Genomic DNA, 22,206 nt, shown 5'->3' with positions numbered 1-22,206 from the left:
CTTGAGTCAGGCTTCCTGTACCTTTGCGGTTATTTTGCAAAATCCGCCCCCCGCTCACTTGCCGCCCGTGTCGGCTGCGTTCACGGGTGTAAGGAAGAAAGACACACTTATGGAAACAGATGAATATCCGGAGATTGAGGCATGCAGTCGATTGCCCTGTTACAAGTCCCGCCCGGCATTGCCTTGCCGGGCATCCCGGCTTATTATGCGCCGATGAGCACTATCGCCTCCGAAGCGCGCGCGGACGCGCCCGCCCTGCGCGTCGTCGTCAGTCTGGATGTGGAAGAGGAAGGGCTGTTCTCCGGCCGCTACGCCGCCTCGGATTGCGGCGTGCGCAATGTGGCCCTGCTGCCCCGCCTGGCCCCGCTGAGCCGGGAGCTGGGCTTTCCGCTGACCCTGTTCTGCGCCCACACGGTCTTTGCCAGCGCCGAAGCCCGGCCCGTGCTGGCCTGGATGCGCGACCACTGCGGCGCGGAAATCGGCGCGCATCTGCACCACTGGAGCACCCCGCCCCTGGTTGAAAACCGGGCCGGAACCGGGACTGCCGCCCATAAGGCCGACGGTCCGCCCACGCGCACCGACCGTCTGCCGCGCGACCTGCTGCGCCGGCGGCTGCGCACCCTGCTGGACGCCGGGCGGGACTTCCAGTCCGCGCCCCTGACCAGTTTCCGCATGGGCCGCTGGGATCTGAAAGACGTAGTGCGGCCGCTGCTGGCCGAGGCGGGCATCAGCGTGGACAGCTCCGTCTGCCCGCTGCGCGCTTTCAGGGACGGGCCGGACCATTTTCTGGCCCCGGCCGATCCCTACTGGGCCGAGGATCTGTCGGGCCGCCGTCTGCTGGAAGCGCCCATCACCCAGATCCCGCTCTCGCCCGCCCTGGCACGGCTCTGGTACGGCCTGGCCCGCCGCAAGGCCGGTCTGCTGGATTCCTTTCATTTCTGGGGCGCGCTGAGCCCCAATCCGGTCTGGCACAGTCCGCGCGTCATGCGTCTGGCCAGCCGCCTGCACGCGCGACGCGGCGGCAAGGTGCTCAGTCTGTTCTGGCATTCCTCGGAAATGCTGCCCGGCGCGTCGCCCAACGTGCCGGATCAGGCCGCGGCCGACGCGCTGCTGCAAAAAATTTACGGCTATCTGCGCTGGCTGAAGGAAAACTTCAAGGTCCGGGGCGTCACCGCCGCCCAACTCCATGCGGAAGCCGGGACCCTGGATTTTCCCCAACGCCCGGCGGGCCGGGGGGACTGGTAATGTCCCGTCTGGTCTTTGTGCTGCTGGACGGCCTGGGCACGGCCACGGCCCGGCGCTGCATGAGCTGCCTGCGCGCCCTCACCGAAGCGGGGCAGGCCCGCTTTACCGAGCTTGAAGCCGAGCTGCCCCCGCTGTCCCGCCCGCTCTACGCCACCCTGCTCAGCGGCCTGAGCCCGGCGCGGAGCGGCATCCTGCGCAACGACGACGCCCGCCTCTGCCCGGCGCCGACCATTTTTCAGCGCGCGCGGGACGCGGGCCTGAGCACGGCGGCGGCCGCCTATTCCTGGATAAGCGAACTCTGCAACCGCGCGCCCTTTGAACCGGAACGGGACCGCCTGACCGACGACCCCGCCCTGCCCATCGGACACGGCCTGTTTTACAGCCAGGACGCCTATCCCGACGACGAACTGTTCCGCGACGCCGAGGCCCTGCGGCTGCGCTACGGGCCCGATCTGCTGCTGGCGCATTCCATGGGCATTGATTTCGCCGGGCACGCGGCCGGAGCGGACGCGCCCGCCTACCGCGAAGCCGCGCGCGCGGCCGACGGCCTGCTGGCCCGTTATCTGCCGCGCTGGCTGGACGCGGGCTATGCCGTGCTGATCACCAGCGACCACGGCATGGATGAGGATTGCGGCCATTACGACAATACGGAGCCGGTCCGTCGGGTGCCGCTCTGGCTGGCAGGGCGGGCCTGGAATGGTCTGCCCCTGCCCGCGCGCCAGACCCAGGTGGCGGATCTGATGCTGGCGGTTCTGGGCCTAGCGGAATGAACGAATCTCCCCAAGCCTCACGGAGTCTTCCCATGCAGCGCAACGTCCGTCTGAGCGGCTATGTCTGGATTCTGCTGGCGGCTTTTTTCTGGTCGCTGATCGGGGTGATTTCCAAAATCTGCATGAGCGCCGGGGTCAGCCCGCTGGAAACTGCCTTCTGGCGCGCGGCCTTTGGCGGCGCGTTGTTCCTGGTCCACGCCACGCTGCACAAGGGCCTGTTCATCCGGCTCCGCGACGCGGGTATTTTTCTGCTTTTCGGGGTCTGGGGCGTGGGCGTCTTTTTCGGGGCCACCCAGTACGCCATCCAGCTCAGCGGCGCGGCCATGGCCGTGGTGCTGCTGTATACCGCGCCGGTCTGGGTGGCCGTGTTTTCCCGCCTGCTCTTCAGGGAAAGGATCTCGCCGCGCAAGATCGGGGCCATCGGCGTGGCCCTGACCGGCACCACCCTGGTCTGCTTTTCCGGCGGCAGCCTGCCGGGGCGGACCTCGCTTTTGGGCATCGGCTGCGGGCTGCTGACCGGGCTCTGTTACGCCTCGCACTATCCCTTTTACCGCTGGTGGCAGAACCGTTACGCCACGGCCACCATTTACGGCTTCATGCTTGCCGGGGGCGTGCTCGCGCTCTGGTTCTGCGTGCCCGTGAGTCTCAACCATGAGCCGCGCGTCTGGTTCTGGCTCGCCGTGCTGGGCGTGACCAGCACCTTTTTCGCCTATACCTGCTACGGCCAGGGCCTCAAACGCATCAGCCTGGTGCGCGCGGCGGTCACCTGCCATCTGGAGCCGGTGCTGAGCACCCTCTGGGTCTGGCTGTTCTGGCAGGAAAATTTCAGCCTCGGCGGCTGGCTCGGCAGCGGCCTGGTGCTGGCCGCCGTCCTGCTGCTGACCACGGACAAAAGCCGTGATTGAGGAAGCGCCCATGTCTCCGTCCCCCCGCACAAGCGAATCCCTGGCCCGGCGCATCCGCATGGCCCGAGGCCTGGAACCGGCCGATCTCTGCGTGGAACACGTGAATGTGGTGGATGTGTTCAGCCGCACCCTGCTGCGCGACATTTCCGTAGCCGCGGGCGACGGGGTTTTTCTGGGTTTCGGCCCAAGCGGGCTTCCGGCCCGCCGCCGCATGGACGCGCGCGGGCGTTTCATGCTGCCCGGCCTGATAGACGCCCATCTGCACCTGGAATCCACCATGCTGACCCCGGCGGAATTCGCCCGTCTGGTCGTGCCGCACGGCACGGCCGCAGTGGTGGCCGATCCACATGAAATCGCCAATGTTCTGGGTCTGGCCGGCCTGCGTTATCTGTTGGAAAGCTCGCGGGACCTGCCCCTGGATTTGCGTCTGGCGCTGCCCTCCTGCGTGCCCTGCACGCCCTTTGAGGATTCCGGCGCGGTCCTGGCCGCCTCGGATCTGGCTCCGCTCATGGGGCACGAACGGGTCTGCGCCCTGGGGGAAATGATGAACTATCCCGGCCTGCTGGCCGGAGATCCCGCCGTGCTGGACAAAATCGTCCTGGCCCGCGCCTCGGGCAAGCGCCTGGACGGCCATGCCCCCGGCCTGCTCCAGGCGCGGCTGGACGCCTACTGCGGCACGGGCGTGGCCAGCGACCACGAATGCGAAAGCCCGGAGGAGGTCGTCCAGCGCCTGGTGCGCGGCATGTACGTTTTTGTGCGGCACGGCTCGGCGGCGCGCAATCTGCCCGCCCTGCTGCGCGCGGTGCATGTCAACAACGCCCACCGCTGCTGCTTCTGCACGGACGACAGCAGCCCGGCGGACCTGCTGGAACGCGGGCATATGGACGAAATCCTGCGCCTGGCCGTGGCCGAGGGCCTGGACCCGCTGCTGGCCGTGGGCATGGCCGCGCTGAACGGCTGTGTGTTTTACGGCATGCGGGGCCGGGGCGGCATTGCGCCGGGCTGGGCGGCGGACTTCTGTCTGGTGGACGATCTGCGTGGATTCCGGGTCCGCGAAGTGTTCAGGTCCGGACGCCAAGTGGCCCAGGAAGGACATCTCTGCGTGGAACTTCCCGCCGCGCCGCCGCCTTCGGACGTGCTGGACACGATCCATATCGCGCCGCTGACACAGGAGGCCCTGCGCCTGCCCGTGCCCTCGGGCCGGGCGCGGGTCATGGGCCTGACCCCGCAATCGCTGATCACGCGCGCTCTGATCCTGCCCGTGGCGCTGGACAGGGGCTGTTTTGATCCGCAACAAAACCCCGGTCTGGCGAAAATCGCCGTGGTGGAGCGCCACAAGGCCACAGGCAAGGTCGGCGTGGGCATCCTGCACGGCTATCTGCGGCCGGACGCGGTGTTTAATGGGGCCATTGCCACCAGCATTGCCCATGATTCCCACAATGTCGTGGTGGCGGGCGGCAATGACCGGGACATGCTGGCCGCCGTGGAAAGCCTGTGCGCCATGGGCGGCGGCATCTGCTGCCTGCAACGCGGGCGAACCTTGGCCGCCCTGCCCCTGCCCGTGGCCGGACTGATCAGCCCGGAGCCGGGCCGGGAAGTGGCCGCGCGCAAGGCCGCGCTGCTGGCGACCGCGCGACGGCACTTCGCGCTCAACCCGGACCTGGACCCGGTCATGGCCCTGAGCTTCATGGCCCTGCCGGTCATTCCGGAACTCAAGCTCACCGCGCGCGGCCTGTTCGACGTGCAAGGCTTTTCTTTTGTGCCGGTGGATGCCGAAAAAGTGTAGGGCCAGGCCTCTTGACGGAAACAGCCGGTCTGGGCTAAAAGATTTGCTCACGTTGTCACGGCATCGCGCTTTTCAGGGCACGCCGGAAACGCGTGTTCCTGCCGGGATGGTGGAATTGGTAGACGCAGCGGACTCAAAATCCGCCGACCGCAAGGTCTTGCGAGTTCAAGTCTCGCTCCCGGTACCAAACAAATTCAGGCGGTTACGGGAAGGTAGCCGCCTTTTTTGTTTTTTTGTGCCACCACTGCATCACCCGCACCACTGTCGCCAAATGCAACCAAGTCCAGAAAGGACGGATTGTTAAGGCACGCTCGGTATCGGCAAATCCTCACCTCCGAAAAATAAGTATGCCCCCAAGGTCTTGCCTCTCATGGGCAGGGACGCTGCGTTTCTGCCGTCCGTCGTCTTGCCGCGCGGCATGGCAGGAAAATCCGCCTGAACCAAGCCGTCCCGCGATCAGCTCCGAACCGCGCGGGACGCGCATTTCCGGCCCAAGCAAAATTTTGTGAAAAAAAACATTGAATTTTATCGGCCACGTCAAGTAAGTTTTACCCAAGCGGATAACGCCGGATAACGGGTGCATCGAGGACGGCATGGGGGCATGCCCATCGCCGTGCCCGGACGGAAGGTGCCGGACGCCGCCGATTTGGCGGCTGTAGCGGCACGGTTGTGTCATGACGCACGCCCGCCGGGCGACGTAAAGCGCCGCTGACGGCCAGCGCGGGATATGTACGAGAACAGATAAGGATTCCAAACCAACAGGAGGATCTCTGATGAAACGCATTATTGCGCTCTTTGTGGCATTCGGCCTCATCTGCGGCATGGCGCTGGGCATGGCGCCGTCGGCCGATGCCAAAACCGTGATCAAAATCGCGGGCATGAAGCCGGAAGGCGAGCCGGAAACCATCGGCATGCATCAGTTCGGCAAATATCTGGCGGAACTTTCCAACGGCAAATATGAAGTGCAGGTCTTCCCCAACAGCCAGCTCGGCAAGGAAGACGCCTACATCGCCGCCACCCGTAAGGGCATTATTCAGATGTGCGCCACCGGCACGCAGACCTCGGCACTGCATCCGGCCATGGCCATGCTGGAAACGCCCATGCTCTACGACGATCTGGACCATGCCCGCCGTGCCATGGAAGGCAAGACCTTTGAGCTGATCAACCAGGGCTTCACCGAAAAATCGGGCCTGCGCACCCTCAACGCCTTTCCCCTTGGTTTCCGCCATTTTTACACCAAAAAGCCGGTGAAAACCATCGCCGACCTCAAGGGCCTGCGCATGCGCGTGCCCAACATCCCCCTGTACACCAATTTCGCCAAGGAATGCGGCATCAGCGGCCAGCCCATGCCCTTTGCCGAAGTGCCCGGCGCGCTTGACCAGGGCGTCATCGACGGCGGCGACAGCCCGCTGGCCGACATCGTGAGCCTGAAGATGTATGAGATTACCCCTGAAATCACCCTCACCGGCCATATCCTGGTGATCCATTCCTTGTACATCAACGAGAAATTCTACAAGTCCCTGCCCGAACAGGACCGCAAGTGGGTTGACGAAGCCGCCAAGCGCTCCGCCGACGACATCTGGAAGATGGTGGCTGCGGGCGACGAAAAAGCCAAGCAGACCATCATCGCCGCCAATGGCCACATCACCACGCCCAGCAAGGAATTCCACGACTACATGGCGGAAGCCGGCAAGCGCAGCTGGAAGCTCTTTTACGACACGGTGCCCAATGCCCAGGAAATCCTGGACAGCGCCGCCAGCTATCGCCAGGCCAAGTAACAAGATCAGCACGATGTAACGCGGGCCGGGGGCGTAAGGCTTCCGGCCCGTCGCGCAACGCGCTCGGCGGGAAGGCCCCGCAGCACTAGAGGGTGTCGTCATGAGATGGATTTTCGTGTTATATCAGGGAGAAAGAGCCTTTTATGAAGGGAGTGTACTCTGCTGGTACTCGACCGGAATAAAAGGCGAATTTCAACGCGGAGATAACCGAAAAGACGCTCGTGACGACAGCCTCTAAAATTTTCCGCACAAGTCCATATTCCGTCAGGGCATTGTTCCCGCAGAGGTCAGTATGCACGACGAGACACAGCAAAACCTTCCATCGGCGTCTGTCCCGGACGCCGACAAGCCGTGTGATCCGCATGCGGATCACGGCAAAGCGCAGTCCGAACCCCTCGGCCGGCTGCTTTTTGAGATTTTTTGCGCCGTCATCTTCCTCGGCATGATCGGTCTGGTCTTTTACAACGCTTTTCTGCGCTACGTCTTTTCCTCCAGCTATCCCCCCAGCGAGGAATGGGCGCGCTTTCTCTTCATCTACATCACGTTCTTCGGGGCCATTGAGGCTTTTTACCACAAAAAGCACATTGCCGTGGACATGTTCGTGGACCTGCTGCACGGCGCACCCCGCAAATACGTGGACATCGCCGCCACGCTCCTGGGCATGGTCGCCATGGGCCTCCTGCTCTACGGCGGCGTGATCAACGTGCTCCAGACCGTGGACACCTATTCCGTGGCCACCAATGTGAACATGGCCCTGATCAACGGCACATTGCCCATCATGGCCTTCGCGGCCCTGATCATGCAGGTGCGCGACCTCGTGGCTCTCATCCGTCGTCCGGCATCCTCTTTCACCAAGGCATAGGGGGAGAACGTGGAACTTTTCATCTTTCTCGGCACCCTATTCTTCTTCCTGGCCTTCGGCATTCCCATCTGCCTGGTGCTGGTGCTCTGCGCCATGGTGCTCATGTGGCACTCCGGCATGTGGGACGCCATGATCATTCCCGGCAGCATGCTGGACGGGGCCAACAACTACCCGCTGATGGCCATCCCCTTCTTTGTCTTTGCCGGTGAAATCATGGCCGCGGGCGGACTTTCCAAACGCGTGGTGCAACTGGCCCAGCTGATGATCGGCCGGGTGCGCGGCGGCCTGGGCTATGCGGCTGTGGTGGCCAGCATCATTTTCGCGGGTCTCATGGGCAGCTCCGTGGGCGAGGCCGCCGCTCTGGGCGGTCTTTTGCTGCCCATGATGAAGGAAGTGGGCTACAAGCCGGGACGCGCCGGGGCCGTTATCGCCTCCGGTGCCATTCTGGGCCCCATTATTCCCCCCAGCACCAACTTCATCCTGCTCGGCGCCACCATCAGCGGCCTTTCCATCACCAAACTGTTCATGATCGGCCTAGTCCCGGGCATTTTAATCGGTCTCGCGCTGATGGTGGTCTGGTTCTTTGTGGTGCGCAAGGACGGCTACAACGAAACCATCACCTTCACCCGTGAGGAAAAGTGGAAGATCCTGATCGACTCCACGCCCGCCTTCCTCATGCCCGTGCTCCTGCTGGGCGGCATCCGCTTCGGCGTTTTCACGCCCACCGAAGGCGGCGCCTTCGCGGCCATTTACGCCATTGTGGTCTGCGTGCTTTACTACCGCGAGCTTTCCTTCCGCGAGCTGCTGCGCGTCAGCGCGCGGGCGGCCACAACCACTTCGGTGGTCATGCTCATCGTGGCCACGGCCACGGCCGTGGGTTGGTTCATCACCATCGCCCAGATTCCCAATCAGATGACGGCGCTCTTTTCGCCGCTCATCGACAGCCCCGTTCTGCTGCTGTTGTGCATCAACGTCTTTCTTTTCCTCATCGGCATGGTCATGGACCTTACGCCCAACATCCTGATCTTCGCGCCGGTGTTCTATCCGCTCATCACCCAGGCCGGTATCGACCCCTACTATTTCGGTCTGCTTTTCATCCTGAACCTGGGCATCGGCGTGATCACGCCGCCCGTGGGCACAGTGCTTTATGTGGTGTGCGGCATCGGCAACATCAAGATCACCCAGCTGATCCGTAACCTGGTCCCCTTCATTCTGGTGGAAGTGGTCATGCTCTTCCTGCTGCTCTTCTTCCCCAAACTCTCGCTCATTCCGCTCGACTGGCTCATGGGCGGGAAATAAGCCGCCGCGAGCTCGCACAGAAAAGCCGCCCCTGCACAGGGGCGGCTTTCGATTTTCCAAACGGCTTCCGAACGGTGGGCATTCAGCGCCAATCCCTCTCGGCCTGCCCGAGATCCTCCAGCACCAGAGTGGGCTGACGCTCCTCCTTTGCCAGGTCTTCGCGCGTGGCCTCGCCGCTGAGCACCAGAATGAAATCAATGCCCGCGTTTTCAGCCAGTTTCTTGTCCGTGCTCAGGCGGTCGCCCACCATAACCATTTCCTCTTTGGCGTAGCGCCGCAGCAGAGGGGCCAGCACGGTCGGGTCGGGTTTGCCGAAAATATGCTGCGGGCGGCGGCCCGTGGCCGTGGCGTAGAGTTCAATCATGCTGCCCACATCAGGCAACGGCCCCTCCGGAGAGGGACAGACCAAGTCCGGATGGGTAGCCAGAAACAGGGTTTCAGGTTTTTGCAACAACAAGGCTGAACGGGCCAGCTTGTGGTAGGTCAGCTCCGTGTCATAGGCCAGAATCACGGCCTGCGCGTCCTCTTCCACCTGTTGAAGTTCGGGCATGCGTTGACGCAGATCCTGTTGAAAATCAGTGTTGCCCACAGGATAGGCCCGGCTGATGCCGCGCGCCCGTAAAAAATCCACCAGGGGCGTCACCGGTGAGAGCAACAATTCCCCGCGCGCCGGAATGCCCATGCCGTTGAGCTTGTCCACATAGGTCTGCGGCGATTTGGAGGTATTGTTGCTGAGAAAGAAAAAATCCAGATCTCGCCAGTGATTTTGAATAAAACCGACAGCACCCTTGATGGGGATATGCCCAAGATAAACCGTGCCGTCCATGTCCAGGACGACACAGCGTTTCCGCGACCAGTCCATATGCTTCCTTTTTTCCAAGGAAATAGCCGCGTTCGGCCGTCTTGGCAAGAATAGAGGGGTTCCCTTCGGCGGACGTTTCCTCCGCTGACTGTCCATTGGGGCAATGCCCGACCCCAGGGCAGACGCATCTAATTTCAGGTTTTGCAGGTCCCTTATCTGCCGTGATGATCCGTCAAAACCAGCCTTTTGTGTGCTGGCTGCGTCATCTGGCGCTTTTTGCTGCTCATGTACTTGAGTACACTCCGCGCAAAAAGTGCCATTTTCCTTGCCGGCACGCAAAAATCTTATTTTTTAGGATTCTCCCGGCACCAGCCATCCGCCTGCGCTTCGCTCCGGCGGAACAAAGGTGGCTTCGCCTCTTCTTGTTCGTTTCCCAATCTATCGGGGAATAAAGACTTTTTAGATGCGTCTGCCCTGTGCCCGACCCTTGACGAACAGCGGCAAAAGAATGAAAATTTTTATTTGGATTTGTTTATGTTATACTGAAGCCATTGCCGGGAAGACAACGCCCGTTACGGACGCGGCCACGGCGAAATGGAAATATCAGGAGGCCCCATGCTGGAAACCACGGTTGTCGTCATCGGCGGCGGCGCTACCGGCATGGGCACGCTGCGCGATCTGTGCATGCGCGGCGTGCCCGCCATTCTGCTGGAACAGGGCGGCCTTGCCCACGGCACCAGCTCCCGTTTTCACGGCCTGCTCCACAGCGGGGGTCGCTACGCTGTCAATGACAACGAATCCGCGCGCGAGTGCATTGAAGAAAACATGATTGTGCGGCGTATCGGCAGACAGTGTGTGGAGGAAACCGAAGGCTTTTTCGCACTGACGCCCGGTGACGATCCGGCCTACGTGGCTCCCTGGGCCGAGGCCTGCCACAAGGCGGGCATCGACGCGCAGGAGCTGGACGTGGCCGAAGCCCTGCGTCTGGAGCCCAATCTCGCGCCCGACATCCGGCGCGTCTTCCGTGTGCCTGATTCCTGTGTGGACGGCTTTCGCCTGGTACTGCACAACGCCATGTCCGCCAAGCGTTACGGCGGCCGGGTGCTGACCTATCACGAGGTCACGGCCATCCACCAGAACAACGGAACAGTCTGCGGCGTAACGGCTCTTGACCGCATCAGCGGCGAAATGGTGGAAATTTCCTGTCAGAGCGTGGTCAACGCCGCCGGTTCCTGGTCGGGCCGCATTGCCGGGCTGGCCGGCCTGGATGTGGCCGTTTCTCCGGACCGGGGCACGCTCATTGTCTTCAATCACCGCTTTACCTCGCGCGTAGTCAACCGCCTGCATCCCGGCGCGGACGGCGATATTTTCGTGCCCCACGGCTCCATCACCATTCTCGGCACCACATCCACGCCCACAGACCGGCCCGACGACACCACGCCCACCTATGGAGAAGTGCTGCGCCTGCTGGATCTGGGCGAACCGCTTTTCCCGGCGGTACGCCAATACCGCATCCTGCGGGCCTTCGCGGGCACGCGGCCTCTGTACACGCCGGGAAATGCGGCGGGGCGCAAGGCCAGCCGCAATTTCCATGTGGTGGACCACGCGGAGCAGGGCCTGGAGGGCATGGTGTCCATCTTCGGCGGCAAGCTGACCACCTACCGGCTCATGGCCGAACGCGTCAGCGACAACGTCTGCGCCAGAATCGGCGTACATGCGCCCTGTCGCACGGCGGATGAAGCGCTGGTGTCCGATCCCGATAAAGCCGTGCTGCGCCGCGCGGCCCGCTATTTCCCCATGCGGGGGCTCACCATCATGGCGGACCGGCTCGGCGACGATCTGCCCGCCGTGCTGCAACAGGCTGAACTGGCCGGACTGGCGGAAAAGCAGGCCGAACAGGAACATGCCGGTGGGGGTGACGGCAACCCCCTGCTCTGCGAGTGCGAAATGGTCAGCCTGGCTGAAATCGAATGCGTGGCGCGCGATCCCTCCACCCACTCCCTGTCCGACATCCGGCTGCGCACGCGCCTGGGCATGGGCACCTGCCAGGGCACTTTCTGCTCCCTGCGGACCATCGGCGCATTGGTGGAGCACGGTGTGCCTCTGGAGCTTTCGCCCACGGACAATGTGCGGCGTTTTCTACAGGAGCGCTGGCGGGGCCTGCGTCCGGCCCTCTGGGGCACGCAGGCGCGCGAAATGGAACTGGGGCGGGCCGTGTACGCCGGAACCCTCAACCTCGACGGAGCCGCGGATGAGCAGGACAATTGACGTACTTGTGGCCGGTTCCGGCTTGGCCGGGCTTATGGCCGCGCTGACCGCCGCTCAGGATGGGCGCAGCGTGCGGCTGGTGACCGACGGCATGGGCTCGCTGGCTATCAGCGGCGGTTGCGTGGACCTGCTGGGCTACGCCGGGGGACGGCGGCTGGATGATCCTTGGAACGGCATGGATCTTCTGCCGCCGGAGCATCCCTACCGCCTGCTCGGTGCGGGCAATATCCGGACGGCCCTGGACATGCTGCGCCAATGCGCGGCGGAACAGGGCTGGCCCCTGCACACGGCCGTGTCGCCGCAGGGCGCTCCCTGCAACGCGCTGCTGCCCACCATCATGGGCACGCTCAAGCCGAGTTATCTTTTGCCCGCCGGCCTGAACCCCACGGCCCTGACCAGGGCCAAGCGCATTCTGGTGGCGGGCGTGCGGGGCCTGCGCGACTGCCGTCCCGCGCTGATCGTCAGCCAGTTGGGCCGTTATAGGGACTGGGTGGACAAAAACTTTATCCAGATATTGCTGCCCTCGCCCTTGGGCGAAACCCATCGCAGTCTGAGCGCTCTGGATCTGGCCCGTCTGGTGGACAAGCCGCAGGGCCGGGACTGGTTGATCCGGGCCCTCCGGGAACACGCCGGACAGTGCGATGCCGTGTTGCTGCCGCCCATCTGCGGCAGCAGGGCCGATGCCTCGGTCTGGCATGAACTCAGCCAGGCCGTGGGCTGCCCGCTGGTGGAAATGCTTTCCATCCCGCCGGGCGTGGGCGGTCTGCGTCTGCGGGACGCGTTGCTGCGCGAACTACGCCGCCACGATTTTGAACTGGTGGAAAACGCCCGGCTGATCCGCGCCGAAACCAACGGGAAGCAATGCACGGCGCTGGTGGCTCTGGCAGCCGGGCAGGAACGCCGCCACAGAGCCCGGGCCTTTGTACTGGCCACGGGCGGCATCCTGGGCGGAGGCGTGGAACTCGCGCCGGGCAAGGTCCGTGAAAGTGTGTTCGGACTGGATATTCCCGTGCCGCCGGACGTCACAGAATGGTCCGAACCGGAAATTTTCGGCAGCCATGTCTTTTCCCGTCTGGGCGTCCGGGTGGACGGCGAAATGCGTCCCCTGGACGAGGCCGGACAGACCCGCTGGGAGAATGTCTTTTTTGCCGGGCGCAGCCTCGGCGGTTATGATTTCGCAACCGAAAAAAGCGGCCACGGCGTCGCCCTGACCACCGGCTGGCAGGCGGGCCGCATGGCTGCCGCCATTGCCGGAAAATCCGACGGACCGGCGTCCGGAGAGCGCATATGAGCGTACGCATCAATCCCGACAAATGCATCGCCTGCACCACCTGCGTGGTGCACTGCCCGGTGGCCGAGGCCACGCCCAAGTTCCTGGGCCCGCGCATGATCGGCCCGGCCTATGAACGTTTCCGCCTGCTGGGCCTGGCGGAAGATCCGTCTCTGCACTATTGCGCCAACTGCAAGAACTGCGACATTTCCTGCCCGCACGACGTACCTGTGTCCAGCATCAACATGCTGGCCCGCGCCGAGCAGTGCAAACATCAGAGCCCCGGCCTGCGCGACTGGGTGCTGGCCCACGGCGAACTTCAGGCGCACTGGCTGCGGCTGATCCCGGCCGGGCTCAAAAACTTCGGCATGCTCAACCCCGTAACCCGCGCATTACTGGATGCCTTGGGCATCGACAAGCGCGCTCCCCTGCCCCGCTTTGCCGCTCAAACTTTCCGGCAGCAGATGCGCAATGTCCGCCAGCCCGCCCAAACGCGCAAAGCGGTCTTTTTTCCGGGCTGCTACGTGGACGTGTACGATCCCCGTACCGGCCTGGATATGGTCTGGGCACTGAACAGGGCCGGGTATGAGGTCATTGTGCCGGACGATTTCGTCTGCTGCGGTCTGCCCATGATCGCCAACGGCTTCTGGCAGGACGCCCGCGCCAATGCGGACCGCAACCTTGCCGCACTGGCCCGCTGGCGTGAACAAGGCATTCCGGTCATCACGGGCTGCCCCAGCTGCGCCCTGATGTTCCGGACCGACCTGCCGGAATTTTTTCCGGATCTGGCTGAAAAGCACGGCGCTACCCCGCTGGAGGACGCCCAGGAATTTCTGCTGGACTGCGCGGAACGCGGCGAATTGCAACTGGACGCCGGAACGAGCAGCGCCTGCCTGCCCGAATTGCGCGCCATCTACCACGCGCCCTGCCATTTGCGCGCCCAAGGCAACGGCCTGCCGGGTCTGGAGCTGCTGCGCCGCCTGCCGGGCGTCATGGTCCGGAATGCCGATGCCGGATGCTGCGGTATCTCCGGCAGTTATGGTTTCAAAAAAGAAAAATACGACATCGGCCAGGAAATCGGCGCGGCTCTGTTCAAAACCATACGCGAAAGCGGGGCCCATATCGCCGCTTCCGAATGCGGCACCTGCCGCGTGCAGATTCTGCACGGCAGCGGCCTGCCCTGCCTGCACCCCGTGAGCATCGTCCGTCAGCGCCTGGAGGCCCTGCGCCCCGCGTAACACGCTGCAAGCAGCAATGTTAACCGGATCAAAAGACGGCCCGTCCCCTCAATCTTGGAGGGTGCGGGCCATCTCTGCCTTTCGGAGCAGAACTTTCCGAAAAACCACAGCCCTTACGGCGGCTGCATATATGGTCGCCGATCTTGCCGGAACCGCAGACAAAAATCAAAACCACCCGCATAGCGGGTGGTTTGCTCCAGCCCTATAAGGGCTTGTTACCGGCCAGCGTCTAAAGGCGCTGGCTTTCACTTTGTTCAAGCCCAGTGCCCTTGCCGCTTTGGCTTACCCCTGGAAGGGGTTTTGGTATTCTCGGGTACTTACTCGATCTTGCAGAATATCATGCTTCTCTTGCTGCTGAATGTATTTTTTGACCGTTACCTCATTGAGTCCTACCGTACTGACGAAATATCCTTCCGCCCAGAATTTCCTATTGCCAAATTTGTACTTCAGGTTTGCATGCTTATCGAAAATCATCAATGAGCTTTTTCCTTTCAGGTACCCCATGAAACTTGATACACTGATTTTTGGAGGAATACTCACCAGCATGTGCACATGATCCGGCATGAGATGGCCCTCGATAATTTCAACACCTTTATATTTGCATAAGTCCTTAAGAATTTCTCCGATACTTTCTCGAATGTTGGCAAATATTATTTTCCGCCTGTATTTTGGAGAAAAGACAATGTGATACTTGCACAACCATTTTGTGTGGGCTAAACTTTGAACTCGAGTTCCCATATAAAAACACCTTTCCCTTAAAAATTACGATGGGCTTGAACAACTCTATCGTATGGGAAAGGTGTTTTTTGTATAACAAATTATTTCCACCCGCATAGCGGGTGGATTTCTGTTTCGCTCGCAAACGCTCGCTCAACTGGCTAAAGCCCCTTATGAAAAGAGTCCGGATATAATATCCGGACTCTCGAACATTTTGTGGTGCGCCCGAAGAGATTCGAACTCCTGACCTACAGGTTCGTAGCCTGTTGCTCTATCCAGCTGAGCTACGAGCGCGTAACAAAGGAAACTATACTAAGCGGCATGCTTCGTCAAGAATTTTTTGTAACTATTTTTGCTTGCATGCCGGATAAATTTTCAAATCTACTACCGCCTTGGCGGCATCCACATAAACCATGCCCTGCCAAAAGTCCAAAGACAAACGGCAAAAGACAAAAGACATCACACCGTTTTATTCAGCTTCAATGCCGTTAACGGCGCGGGCCAGACGCGAGATCTTACGCGCGGCCTTTTTCCAATGCAGAGCACCCTTTCCGGCGGCCTTGGCCAACACGGAAGTGGCGAGAGTCAGGGCGTTGTCGGCCAGGCTCTTGTCCTTGCCCTGGATGGCGGCGCGCACGTCCTTGATGGCGCTTTTCACGCGGGTACGGGCGGCACGGTTGCGGGCGGCCCTGTTGAGGCTCTGCTTGTGACGTTTGATGGCTGACTTATGGTTGGCCACGGTATTCCTCCACTATGTTGGGCTTGCCCGCGCAAGCCATGATCCCGGATCAGCGGCACTGCCGCCGGATGACAGCAACAGAGATGTTGTGAATCAGCGTTATTAGCGCAAGCCTCGCTGCCTGTCAAGCAATTTTGCCGTCGCCGACGCCATTTACAACTGCAAGGCCGCGAAATCGGCCAGCCGGGCGAAGCGCGATCCCAAGGCCTGGAGCATGGCCAGGCGGTTGCGGCGCAAGGCCGCGTCTTCGCACATGACCATCACGCCGTCAAAAAAGGCGTCCACAGCCGGGCGCACCTCTCTGAGGGTCGCCAGAGCCGCGTCGTGATCGCCGGAAGCCCGGAATGCGTCCAGACGGGGCAGCAAGGTTTCCAGGGTCTCGGCCAGATCCTTTTCCGGCGCTTCGCGCAACAGGGCCGCATCCCAATACTCGGGCAGAGTTTCTGCGGCGGCCTGCTTACGCACGATATTGGCCACCCGCTTAAAGGTCTGCACGGCCTCGGCATAGCCCGGTTCACGGCTGAAGGCCGCCAGCGCCGCCAGGCGCGCGCCGCTGTCGGGCACCTGGGCCGCGCCAGCGTTCAACGCCGCGTCCACCAGCAGGGTATCCTGGCCCCGGCTCAGGAAATAATTGCGCAGCCTGGCCGCGAAGAATTCCATGAGTTTGTCCAAAGCCTCGTCCGGCGGCAACTTCCACTGCCGTGTGCCGTAGAGTTCCCGCGCCTTGGCGAAGAGCTCGCGCACGTCAAGGTCAAGGCCGAAGTCCAGCAGAATACGGATGATGCCCAGCGCGCAACGCCGCAGACCATTGGGGTCCGCCGCACCGGTGGGGATCATGTTCAGGCCGAAGCAGCCCACAAGGGTATCGGCCTTGTCCGCCATGGAGAGCAGCGCGCCCACAGGGCTTTGCGGCAGCGGCGAATCCGGACCGGCGGGCAGGTACTGCTCTTTCAGAGCGTCGGCCACAGCCTGGGCTTCGCCCTTCTGCACGGCATAGATGCCGCCCATGATGCCCTGAAGCGTATCGAATTCGCCAACCAGACCGGTAACCAGGTCCGCCTTGGACAGCCGTCCGGCCCGCGCGGCTTCCGCCGTCAGGTCCGCGCCCAGCCGAGGGGCGCAGCGTTCGGCCAGCCAACGGCAGAGGGCCTCCAGGCGGCGGGTTTTGTCGCCCATGCTGCCCAACGCGCCGATAAAGATGACATGGTCCAGCTTTTCCAGCCAGAGGTCGAAGTTCTCCCGCAGATCCGCGCGCCAGAAAAAGCGGGCATCGTCCAGACGGGCGCGCAGCACGCGCTCCCAGCCGTGTTTGACCACTTCCATGTCTTCGGGGCTCAGATTGAGCACAGTGAGAAAATGCGGCATGAGCTTGCCGTCCGGCCCCTCAATGCCGAAGCTCTTCTGATGGCTTTCCATACTGGTCAGCAGCACCTCACGCGGCACTTCCAGGTAGGCGGGATCAAAATCCGCCAGCAGGGGCACTGGATGCTCAGCCAGACCCTGCACCTCGTCCAGCAGGCCGTCGTTCCAGAGGACCCTGCCCCCGGCCCGCGCGGCCTGGGCGTCGCCGCCTTCCACGATGACGGCACGGCGCCTGGCCGGATCAAGGGTCACGGCACAGGAATCAGCCGCAACTTCCAGATAGGCGTCGGCATGGGCCACGCTGAAGGGACCGGAACCGTGCACGCGGTGGCCGCGGGTTTCGCGGCCCGAAGCCACGGGCCCGAGGTCGAAGGGGACCACTTCCTCATCCAGCAGAGCCAGAATCCAGTGGATGGGCCGGGCATAGGCCAAGGCATACGCGCCCCAGCGCATGCGCTTGGCGAACGGCAGGGACGTGATCACGGCAGGGCAGATCCCGGCCAGCAGAGCTTTGGCCGCCGCGCCGCCGGTGCGCTTGCGCACGGCCACATATTCGCCTTTTTCCGTTTCCAGGCGAAAGACGTCCGCCACACTTAGGCCGTGGGTGCGGGCGAAACCCTCCAGGGCCTTGGTGGGCGCGCCGTCAGGCCCGTAGGCCACGCGCGCCGGAGGTCCGGGAATCACTTCTTCCTTTTCCCGCTGCACGGGATTGAGATCCTCCACCAGCACCACTGCCCGACGCGGCGTGCTCATGACGCGCACCGCGCCGTATTCCAGACCGGCCTCGTCCAGGGCGGTGCTGAAGCGGGCCCGGAGTTCCGCCTCTTCCGGGGCCAGAAAACGGGAAGGCAGTTCCTCGCTGCCGATTTCAAGCACAAAGGTCGCCATGCCTTACCTCGCATCCTTGTTGTCGAGCATGGGATAGCCCAGTTCCTCGCGCTGCGCCGCGTACAGACGGGCCACGCCCGCGGCCAGAGCCCGCACCCGGCCGATGTAGCCGGTGCGCTCCGTAATGGAAATAGCCCCGCGCGCGTCCAGAAGATTGAACGTATGCGAGCATTTCAGGCAATAATCATAGGCGGGCCAGGGCAGCCCCAGTTCCAGCATGGCCTTGCATTCCCGCTCGAAGTCGCTGAACTGGCGCAACAGCATTTCCGCGTTGCTGGCTTCGAAGTTGTGCCTGGACTGCTCCACTTCGTTCTGATGATAGATATGGCCGTAGGTCACATCCTTGTTCCAGCGCAGGTCATAGACCGATTCCACGCCCTGCAGATACATGGTCAGGCGTTCCAGGCCGTAGGTCAGCTCCACGCTGATCGGCGAAAGGTCAATGCCGCCCACCTGCTGGAAGTATGTGAACTGACTCACTTCCATGCCGTTGAGCCAGACCTCCCAGCCCAGGCCCCAAGCGCCAAGGGTGGGCGACTCCCAGTCGTCCTCCACAAAACGGATGTCGTGGCGGCCCGGATTCAGGCCAAGCGCTTCCAGGCTTTGCAGATAGAGATCCTGCACATTGTCCGGCGAGGGCTTGAGCACCACCTGAAACTGGAAATAGCGCTGCAGGCGGTTGGGATTTTCGCCGTAGCGGCCGTCCGTGGGGCGACGCGAAGGCTCCACATAGGCCACCTTCCAGGGTTCGGGACCGAGAACCCGCAAAAACGTGCTCGGATTGAAGGTACCGGCCCCGCACTCCACGCCCGAAGGCTGCTCAATGACGCATCCCCGGCTTGCCCAGTAGTTTTGCAGGGTAAGAATGACATCCTGAAAGTACATGCGCTGTCCTTTGTTGTGCCGCCACAAAAAACAAAAAGCTGAGGCAGCCCTGAAAAGATGGATTTTGTTCCCTGGCAAGGAAGAAGCCGTTCGCTGACCAGGGATAGTACTCTTCCGGTACAGACCTGGACAGCGAACGGCTTCTGACGCGGCCCAGGGGACAAAAGACGCTTTTCAGGGCTGCCTCACACGCGGCGGAAGTAGCCGCCTTCCCAGGCCAACCCCAGATGATACTGCACAAATCCGTCAATAGCCCTGGCACAGGCCCGGCGGTCCATGGACGGCAGATCCTCCACCGGCCAGGCAGAGGGAAATTCTTGCTGCACGCGGCGTAAAAGGTCAAGCCCCGCCATGGAAAGCTCCACGCCGTAGCGCGCGGCCAGGGCGGGTTCCCGCGCCCGGCAGGCGGCACAACGCATCTGCCCCTCGTCCACCACAAACAGCGCCCTGTCGGCCAGGGGCGCGCCGCACGCGCCGCACTGGCCCAGATTGGGCGCAAAACCCAAGGCACCGGCCAGACGCAGACGGAAAAACAGCGGCAGCAAAGACGGCAGGCGGGGTTCTTCCTCCAGAACGCGACGCAGATCCTCCACCAGGGCGAAGGTTTCGTCCGCGCCTTCCTCATTGACGCCCAGAGCCTCCACAAAGCGCAGGCAGTTGGCGGCCAGCCCCATGCGCTGCCAGTTGCCGCGCAGGCACTGCGGCCCGGACAGCAGCACGGCCTCTTCCAGATTAAGAAAATTTTCCCTGCCCGAGGTTTTGACCCGGCATTGCAGAGTGTTCAGCACGTCCAGACAGCCGCAGAAACGCCGACGGCTGCGGCTGCCGCCGAAAGCGAACAGTGTCAGCAGACCGCGCCCGCGGCAGAGCAGCTTCAACCAGAGATCAGACTCGCGGAAATGCCCGATGCGCAGCACCACGGCCTGATCGGCCCACTCCATCATTGCCGGGCCGCGGGCGGAAAGGTCAGGGTCCGCACCTGGCCGGACTGGCCGGGCGCGGGCATGTCCTGCCCATTATAGCGGATGCGCACGCCGCCGGCATTGCCCAGCTTCAGTTCCAGACTTTTGGTGAAGGTCAGGGCAAAGGTGTCGCCCTTGCGCAGGGAGAATTGCCGGGTATCGGTATTGTCGGCGTTGGAGTGTATCCAGCATTCTTCCGTGGCGGTGATGATGACCTTGTGCTGTCCGGGGGGCAACGCGCCGTCCGCCGGCTGGGCGGGCTGGGTCGCGTTCTGCCCGATCGCGGGCAGCGCCGGAGCGGACGTTGTGGAACTCAACCCCCAGGCAGAGGCCGGGGCCGCATTCTGCGCGCTGCCGTCCGCACCGCCGAAGGACGCGGCCGGAACGGTTGAGGACGTATTTACCCCGCCGGCGGACGCGGTAGACGCCTGAGCCGCCGCAGGCGCCGCCCCAGGAGACGGAGAAGCCGCCGGGGCAAAAGCCTCGGGCTTGGCAGTCGGGGTTTGAGCCGAATCCACAGCCGGAGCGGAAGCGTCCCCGCCCGGCACGCTTTCGGCGGAATCCGGCGTTTGCAACGGCGGCGAGGGCTGGGCCAGACGCCGTGTCTGACGGCTCAGAATCTCCAGAGCGCCCTGTTGCCAAGCCACATACGCGCCTCCGGCCACCAGGGCCAGCATAATAAGTACGCCCAGCCATTTCAGGCTTCGGCCGGGGGCCAGGGATTCCTCGGGCGCGTATACGGGCTGGGGTGCGGCCGGGCTCGAGCCGCCCAGGGCGCGAACTGCTTCATTCACTTCCTCGGCGGCCATGCCGAGATAGGATGAATATGAACGGATGAAGCCCTTGGCATATGCCTGGTGGGGCAAAGACGAGGCGTCGCCTTCCTCCAGAGCGCGCAGAAGACGGGCCCCTATTTTCAGATGATTGGCCACATCTTCGATGCTCAGGCCGCGCTTTTCGCGCTCGGCGCGCAACGCCGCGCCCAGTTCCTCTAAAGTCATGTAAGCCTCGTGCATGGTCCGCCGCGCGGGCGCGGCGGCTTACAGCCGGATGTCGATAACGGCTTTGTTCCGCAGCTGGCTGGTGTAGTCCTCAAAGCGCTCCATGGCCTTGGGCTGACGCAGGATGGCGTCGATCTGCGGAGTGGCCTGTTCCAAGGTAAGCTGCTTTTCCGCGTTGTCGCCGCCGGGCCGGAACAAATGGACCTGAGCCTTGCGGCCCTGCAGGTCGAATATGTCGGTCACATCGCCGGGTTTCATTTTGATGAGCCGCCCTTCCCATTCCGGATTCAGACGGTCCCATTCCACCGGCCCCATGTCGCCGCCCTTGTCTTTGTTGGGGGCGATGGAATACTTGGCCGCCGCCTCCTCAAAACTCAGTTTGCCGGATTTGATCTGGGCGGCGATGGACTTGGCGTTGACGTTGGGCGCATAGACCAGCACGCCCATATGCAGACCGCTACGGTCATAGAGATTGTCTTTATGGGCTTCGTAATATGCCTTGATTTCAGCGGGAGTCACCACCACTTTGCGGCCCACTTCCATGCCCATGATTTTCTGGCGCAACAAAGATTTTTCGAAGTTCTGGCGGATTTCATCAATGGAAATCTTCTGCTGGGCGAGCTGGGCTTCGAACTGCTGCTTGGTCAGATTGCGGGCTTTCATCATCTTGACGAGCTCGTTGTCCACTTCGGAGGGGGAAACACTGATCTTGAGACGCTTGGCTTCCTGCCCCAGCAGAATGTCCATGATCATCATGTCCAGCACTTTGCGGAAGACCTTTTCCACTTCCTTGGCCTGCGCGGGATTATTGGGATTGAGCCTGGCGCGCCCCAACTCCGGCAGGGCCGTTTTCTGCAGATCGAACATGGTGATGACCTGGCCGTTGACCACCGCCGCCACCTTATTGAGCTGCGCGGCCTGCACGCCGCAGACGCCGCAAAACCAGATTGCCAGCAGCAGAATAAACGTTTTCTTCACTGCGAGTCTCCCTTTGAAGCAAGGAAATTACCGAAATCAGCGCCGACGGCACAACATCCGCCTCTACAGCATTTTGAGTCTGAAATATTACACATTTCAAACTCTACGCCGCCCGCGTGCTGCGGAAGCGGTAGCCGTTGGCGAGTCTTCGAGCCATACGGATACCGACAGCTATGCTAAAACGCGGTTCAGCGTGCTGTCGATGCCCGTAAGCTTTTGGGCTATAACGGGCACAACCGCGCCGCCTCCGGTCGCTTCCTTGCAGTTGGCGCGGGGTCCGCTCACGCGGCCACCAGAGCAATTCACTCCTCTCAATTGCGGATGCTCTAAAAACACAGGCGGGCGCTCTCTCCCACGCCGCCGATCACAGGCGGCACGCGGGCTTTGTATAGAGATTTGCAAAATCGCTGTTATGGGCATCTGCCTACCGTAAAACGGCCTGAGATGCAAC

The 22,206-nt window shown here is 62.4% G+C and carries 18 protein-coding genes and 2 tRNA genes; 11 read left to right on the top strand and 9 right to left on the bottom strand.

The window, feature by feature from the left end:
- The first annotated feature begins 141 nt into the window (after positions 1–141).
- The 8 genes from HMPREF0326_RS08815 to HMPREF0326_RS08780 all read left to right on the top strand — a co-directional run bounded on the left by HMPREF0326_RS08815 (position 142) and on the right by HMPREF0326_RS08780 (position 8,645).
- Positions 142–1,245 (top strand): hypothetical protein, encoded by a 1,104-nt coding sequence (locus HMPREF0326_RS08815; RefSeq protein ID WP_020990458.1) that lies wholly within the window; start codon positions 142–144, stop codon positions 1,243–1,245.
- On the top strand, positions 1,245–2,015 hold the full coding sequence (locus HMPREF0326_RS08810; protein WP_020990457.1) for an alkaline phosphatase family protein: 771 nt from the start codon (positions 1,245–1,247) through the stop codon (positions 2,013–2,015). The genes HMPREF0326_RS08815 and HMPREF0326_RS08810 overlap by 1 nt, the downstream gene beginning before the upstream one ends.
- A gap of 32 nt (positions 2,016–2,047) precedes the next feature.
- Positions 2,048–2,920, top strand: coding sequence for a DMT family transporter (locus tag HMPREF0326_RS08805; protein WP_020990456.1), 873 nt, complete (start codon positions 2,048–2,050; stop codon positions 2,918–2,920).
- 10 nt (positions 2,921–2,930) lie between these two features.
- Positions 2,931–4,706, top strand: a complete 1,776-nt coding sequence (gene ade, locus HMPREF0326_RS08800; RefSeq protein WP_020990455.1) for an adenine deaminase — start codon at positions 2,931–2,933, stop codon at positions 4,704–4,706.
- A gap of 100 nt (positions 4,707–4,806) precedes the next feature.
- A tRNA-Leu gene (locus tag HMPREF0326_RS08795) sits at positions 4,807–4,893 on the top strand.
- A 586-nt stretch (positions 4,894–5,479) separates the two neighbouring features.
- Positions 5,480–6,484 carry a TRAP transporter substrate-binding protein gene (locus tag HMPREF0326_RS08790; RefSeq protein ID WP_008684487.1) on the top strand — a complete coding sequence of 335 codons (1,005 nt, stop codon included), beginning with the start codon at positions 5,480–5,482 and terminating at the stop codon, positions 6,482–6,484.
- Between the two features lie 292 nt (positions 6,485–6,776).
- A complete protein-coding gene (locus HMPREF0326_RS08785) occupies positions 6,777–7,346 on the top strand; it encodes a TRAP transporter small permease (RefSeq protein ID WP_008684489.1) in 570 nt (189 codons plus the stop codon).
- 9 nt (positions 7,347–7,355) lie between these two features.
- Positions 7,356–8,645 (top strand): TRAP transporter large permease, encoded by a 1,290-nt coding sequence (locus HMPREF0326_RS08780; RefSeq protein ID WP_008684490.1) that lies wholly within the window; start codon positions 7,356–7,358, stop codon positions 8,643–8,645.
- A gap of 82 nt (positions 8,646–8,727) precedes the next feature.
- Here HMPREF0326_RS08780 and HMPREF0326_RS08775 read toward each other — a convergent pair whose 3' ends face one another.
- Positions 8,728–9,507: an HAD-IIA family hydrolase gene (locus HMPREF0326_RS08775; protein ID WP_008684492.1), complete on the bottom strand. Its 780-nt coding sequence runs from the start codon at positions 9,505–9,507 to the stop codon at positions 8,728–8,730.
- A 555-nt stretch (positions 9,508–10,062) separates the two neighbouring features.
- Between HMPREF0326_RS08775 and glpA the strand changes: the two genes are divergently transcribed.
- The 3 genes from glpA to HMPREF0326_RS08760 are packed head-to-tail and all read left to right on the top strand — an operon-like array spanning position 10,063 to position 14,223.
- A complete protein-coding gene (glpA, locus tag HMPREF0326_RS08770; protein WP_020990454.1) occupies positions 10,063–11,715 on the top strand; it encodes an anaerobic glycerol-3-phosphate dehydrogenase subunit GlpA in 1,653 nt (550 codons plus the stop codon).
- A complete protein-coding gene (gene glpB, locus HMPREF0326_RS08765) occupies positions 11,699–13,006 on the top strand; it encodes an anaerobic glycerol-3-phosphate dehydrogenase subunit GlpB (RefSeq protein WP_008684496.1) in 1,308 nt (435 codons plus the stop codon). Before glpA ends, glpB begins: the two co-directional genes overlap by 17 nt.
- Entirely contained in the window at positions 13,003–14,223 is a 1,221-nt protein-coding gene (locus tag HMPREF0326_RS08760; RefSeq protein ID WP_008684498.1) for an anaerobic glycerol-3-phosphate dehydrogenase subunit C, read from the top strand. The genes glpB and HMPREF0326_RS08760 overlap by 4 nt, the downstream gene beginning before the upstream one ends.
- Positions 14,224–14,505: 282 nt before the next feature.
- Here HMPREF0326_RS08760 and tnpA read toward each other — a convergent pair whose 3' ends face one another.
- The 8 genes from tnpA to HMPREF0326_RS08720 all read right to left on the bottom strand — a co-directional run bounded on the left by tnpA (position 14,506) and on the right by HMPREF0326_RS08720 (position 21,755).
- Positions 14,506–14,961: an IS200/IS605 family transposase gene (gene tnpA, locus HMPREF0326_RS08755; protein ID WP_008686514.1), complete on the bottom strand. Its 456-nt coding sequence runs from the start codon at positions 14,959–14,961 to the stop codon at positions 14,506–14,508.
- A 196-nt stretch (positions 14,962–15,157) separates the two neighbouring features.
- Positions 15,158–15,234, bottom strand: a tRNA-Arg gene (locus tag HMPREF0326_RS08750).
- Positions 15,235–15,409: 175 nt separating this feature from the next.
- The gene (rpsT, locus tag HMPREF0326_RS08745; protein WP_008684500.1) at positions 15,410–15,679 is read right to left on the bottom strand and encodes a 30S ribosomal protein S20; all 270 of its coding nucleotides are present in this window, start codon (positions 15,677–15,679) and stop codon (positions 15,410–15,412) included.
- A 153-nt stretch (positions 15,680–15,832) separates the two neighbouring features.
- Complete coding sequence (gene glyS, locus HMPREF0326_RS08740) at positions 15,833–17,929, bottom strand: glycine--tRNA ligase subunit beta (protein ID WP_008684502.1); 2,097 nt, start codon at positions 17,927–17,929, stop codon at positions 15,833–15,835.
- Between the two features lie 3 nt (positions 17,930–17,932).
- Positions 17,933–18,814: a glycine--tRNA ligase subunit alpha gene (glyQ, locus tag HMPREF0326_RS08735; protein WP_008684504.1), complete on the bottom strand. Its 882-nt coding sequence runs from the start codon at positions 18,812–18,814 to the stop codon at positions 17,933–17,935.
- 185 nt (positions 18,815–18,999) lie between these two features.
- Positions 19,000–19,758 carry a DNA repair protein RecO gene (recO, locus tag HMPREF0326_RS08730; protein WP_020990453.1) on the bottom strand — a complete coding sequence of 253 codons (759 nt, stop codon included), beginning with the start codon at positions 19,756–19,758 and terminating at the stop codon, positions 19,000–19,002.
- Entirely contained in the window at positions 19,755–20,777 is a 1,023-nt protein-coding gene (locus HMPREF0326_RS08725) for a RodZ domain-containing protein (RefSeq protein ID WP_020990452.1), read from the bottom strand. Before HMPREF0326_RS08725 ends, recO begins: the two co-directional genes overlap by 4 nt.
- Positions 20,778–20,816: 39 nt before the next feature.
- Complete coding sequence (locus tag HMPREF0326_RS08720) at positions 20,817–21,755, bottom strand: SurA N-terminal domain-containing protein (RefSeq protein ID WP_008684510.1); 939 nt, start codon at positions 21,753–21,755, stop codon at positions 20,817–20,819.
- Positions 21,756–22,206: the final 451 nt, after the last annotated feature.

This window comes from Desulfovibrio sp. 3_1_syn3, assembly GCF_000145315.2.
GTDB lineage: Bacteria > Desulfobacterota > Desulfovibrionia > Desulfovibrionales > Desulfovibrionaceae > Desulfovibrio > Desulfovibrio fairfieldensis.
This window is presented reverse-complemented; position numbering and strand designations above follow the sequence as displayed.

Coding starts and splice junctions, on each gene's coding strand:
- HMPREF0326_RS08815 (WP_020990458.1), top strand. CDS start 142: ATGCAGTCGATTGCCCTGTTACAAGTCCCGCCCGGCATTGCCTTGCCG.
- HMPREF0326_RS08810 (WP_020990457.1), top strand. CDS start 1,245: ATGTCCCGTCTGGTCTTTGTGCTGCTGGACGGCCTGGGCACGGCCACG.
- HMPREF0326_RS08805 (WP_020990456.1), top strand. CDS start 2,048: ATGCAGCGCAACGTCCGTCTGAGCGGCTATGTCTGGATTCTGCTGGCG.
- ade (WP_020990455.1), top strand. CDS start 2,931: ATGTCTCCGTCCCCCCGCACAAGCGAATCCCTGGCCCGGCGCATCCGC.
- HMPREF0326_RS08790 (WP_008684487.1), top strand. CDS start 5,480: ATGAAACGCATTATTGCGCTCTTTGTGGCATTCGGCCTCATCTGCGGC.
- HMPREF0326_RS08785 (WP_008684489.1), top strand. CDS start 6,777: ATGCACGACGAGACACAGCAAAACCTTCCATCGGCGTCTGTCCCGGAC.
- HMPREF0326_RS08775 (WP_008684492.1), bottom strand. CDS start 9,507: ATGGACTGGTCGCGGAAACGCTGTGTCGTCCTGGACATGGACGGCACG.
- glpA (WP_020990454.1), top strand. CDS start 10,063: ATGCTGGAAACCACGGTTGTCGTCATCGGCGGCGGCGCTACCGGCATG.
- glpB (WP_008684496.1), top strand. CDS start 11,699: ATGAGCAGGACAATTGACGTACTTGTGGCCGGTTCCGGCTTGGCCGGG.
- HMPREF0326_RS08760 (WP_008684498.1), top strand. CDS start 13,003: ATGAGCGTACGCATCAATCCCGACAAATGCATCGCCTGCACCACCTGC.
- tnpA (WP_008686514.1), bottom strand. CDS start 14,961: ATGGGAACTCGAGTTCAAAGTTTAGCCCACACAAAATGGTTGTGCAAG.
- glyS (WP_008684502.1), bottom strand. CDS start 17,929: ATGGCGACCTTTGTGCTTGAAATCGGCAGCGAGGAACTGCCTTCCCGT.
- glyQ (WP_008684504.1), bottom strand. CDS start 18,814: ATGTACTTTCAGGATGTCATTCTTACCCTGCAAAACTACTGGGCAAGC.
- recO (WP_020990453.1), bottom strand. CDS start 19,758: ATGATGGAGTGGGCCGATCAGGCCGTGGTGCTGCGCATCGGGCATTTC.
- HMPREF0326_RS08725 (WP_020990452.1), bottom strand. CDS start 20,777: ATGACTTTAGAGGAACTGGGCGCGGCGTTGCGCGCCGAGCGCGAAAAG.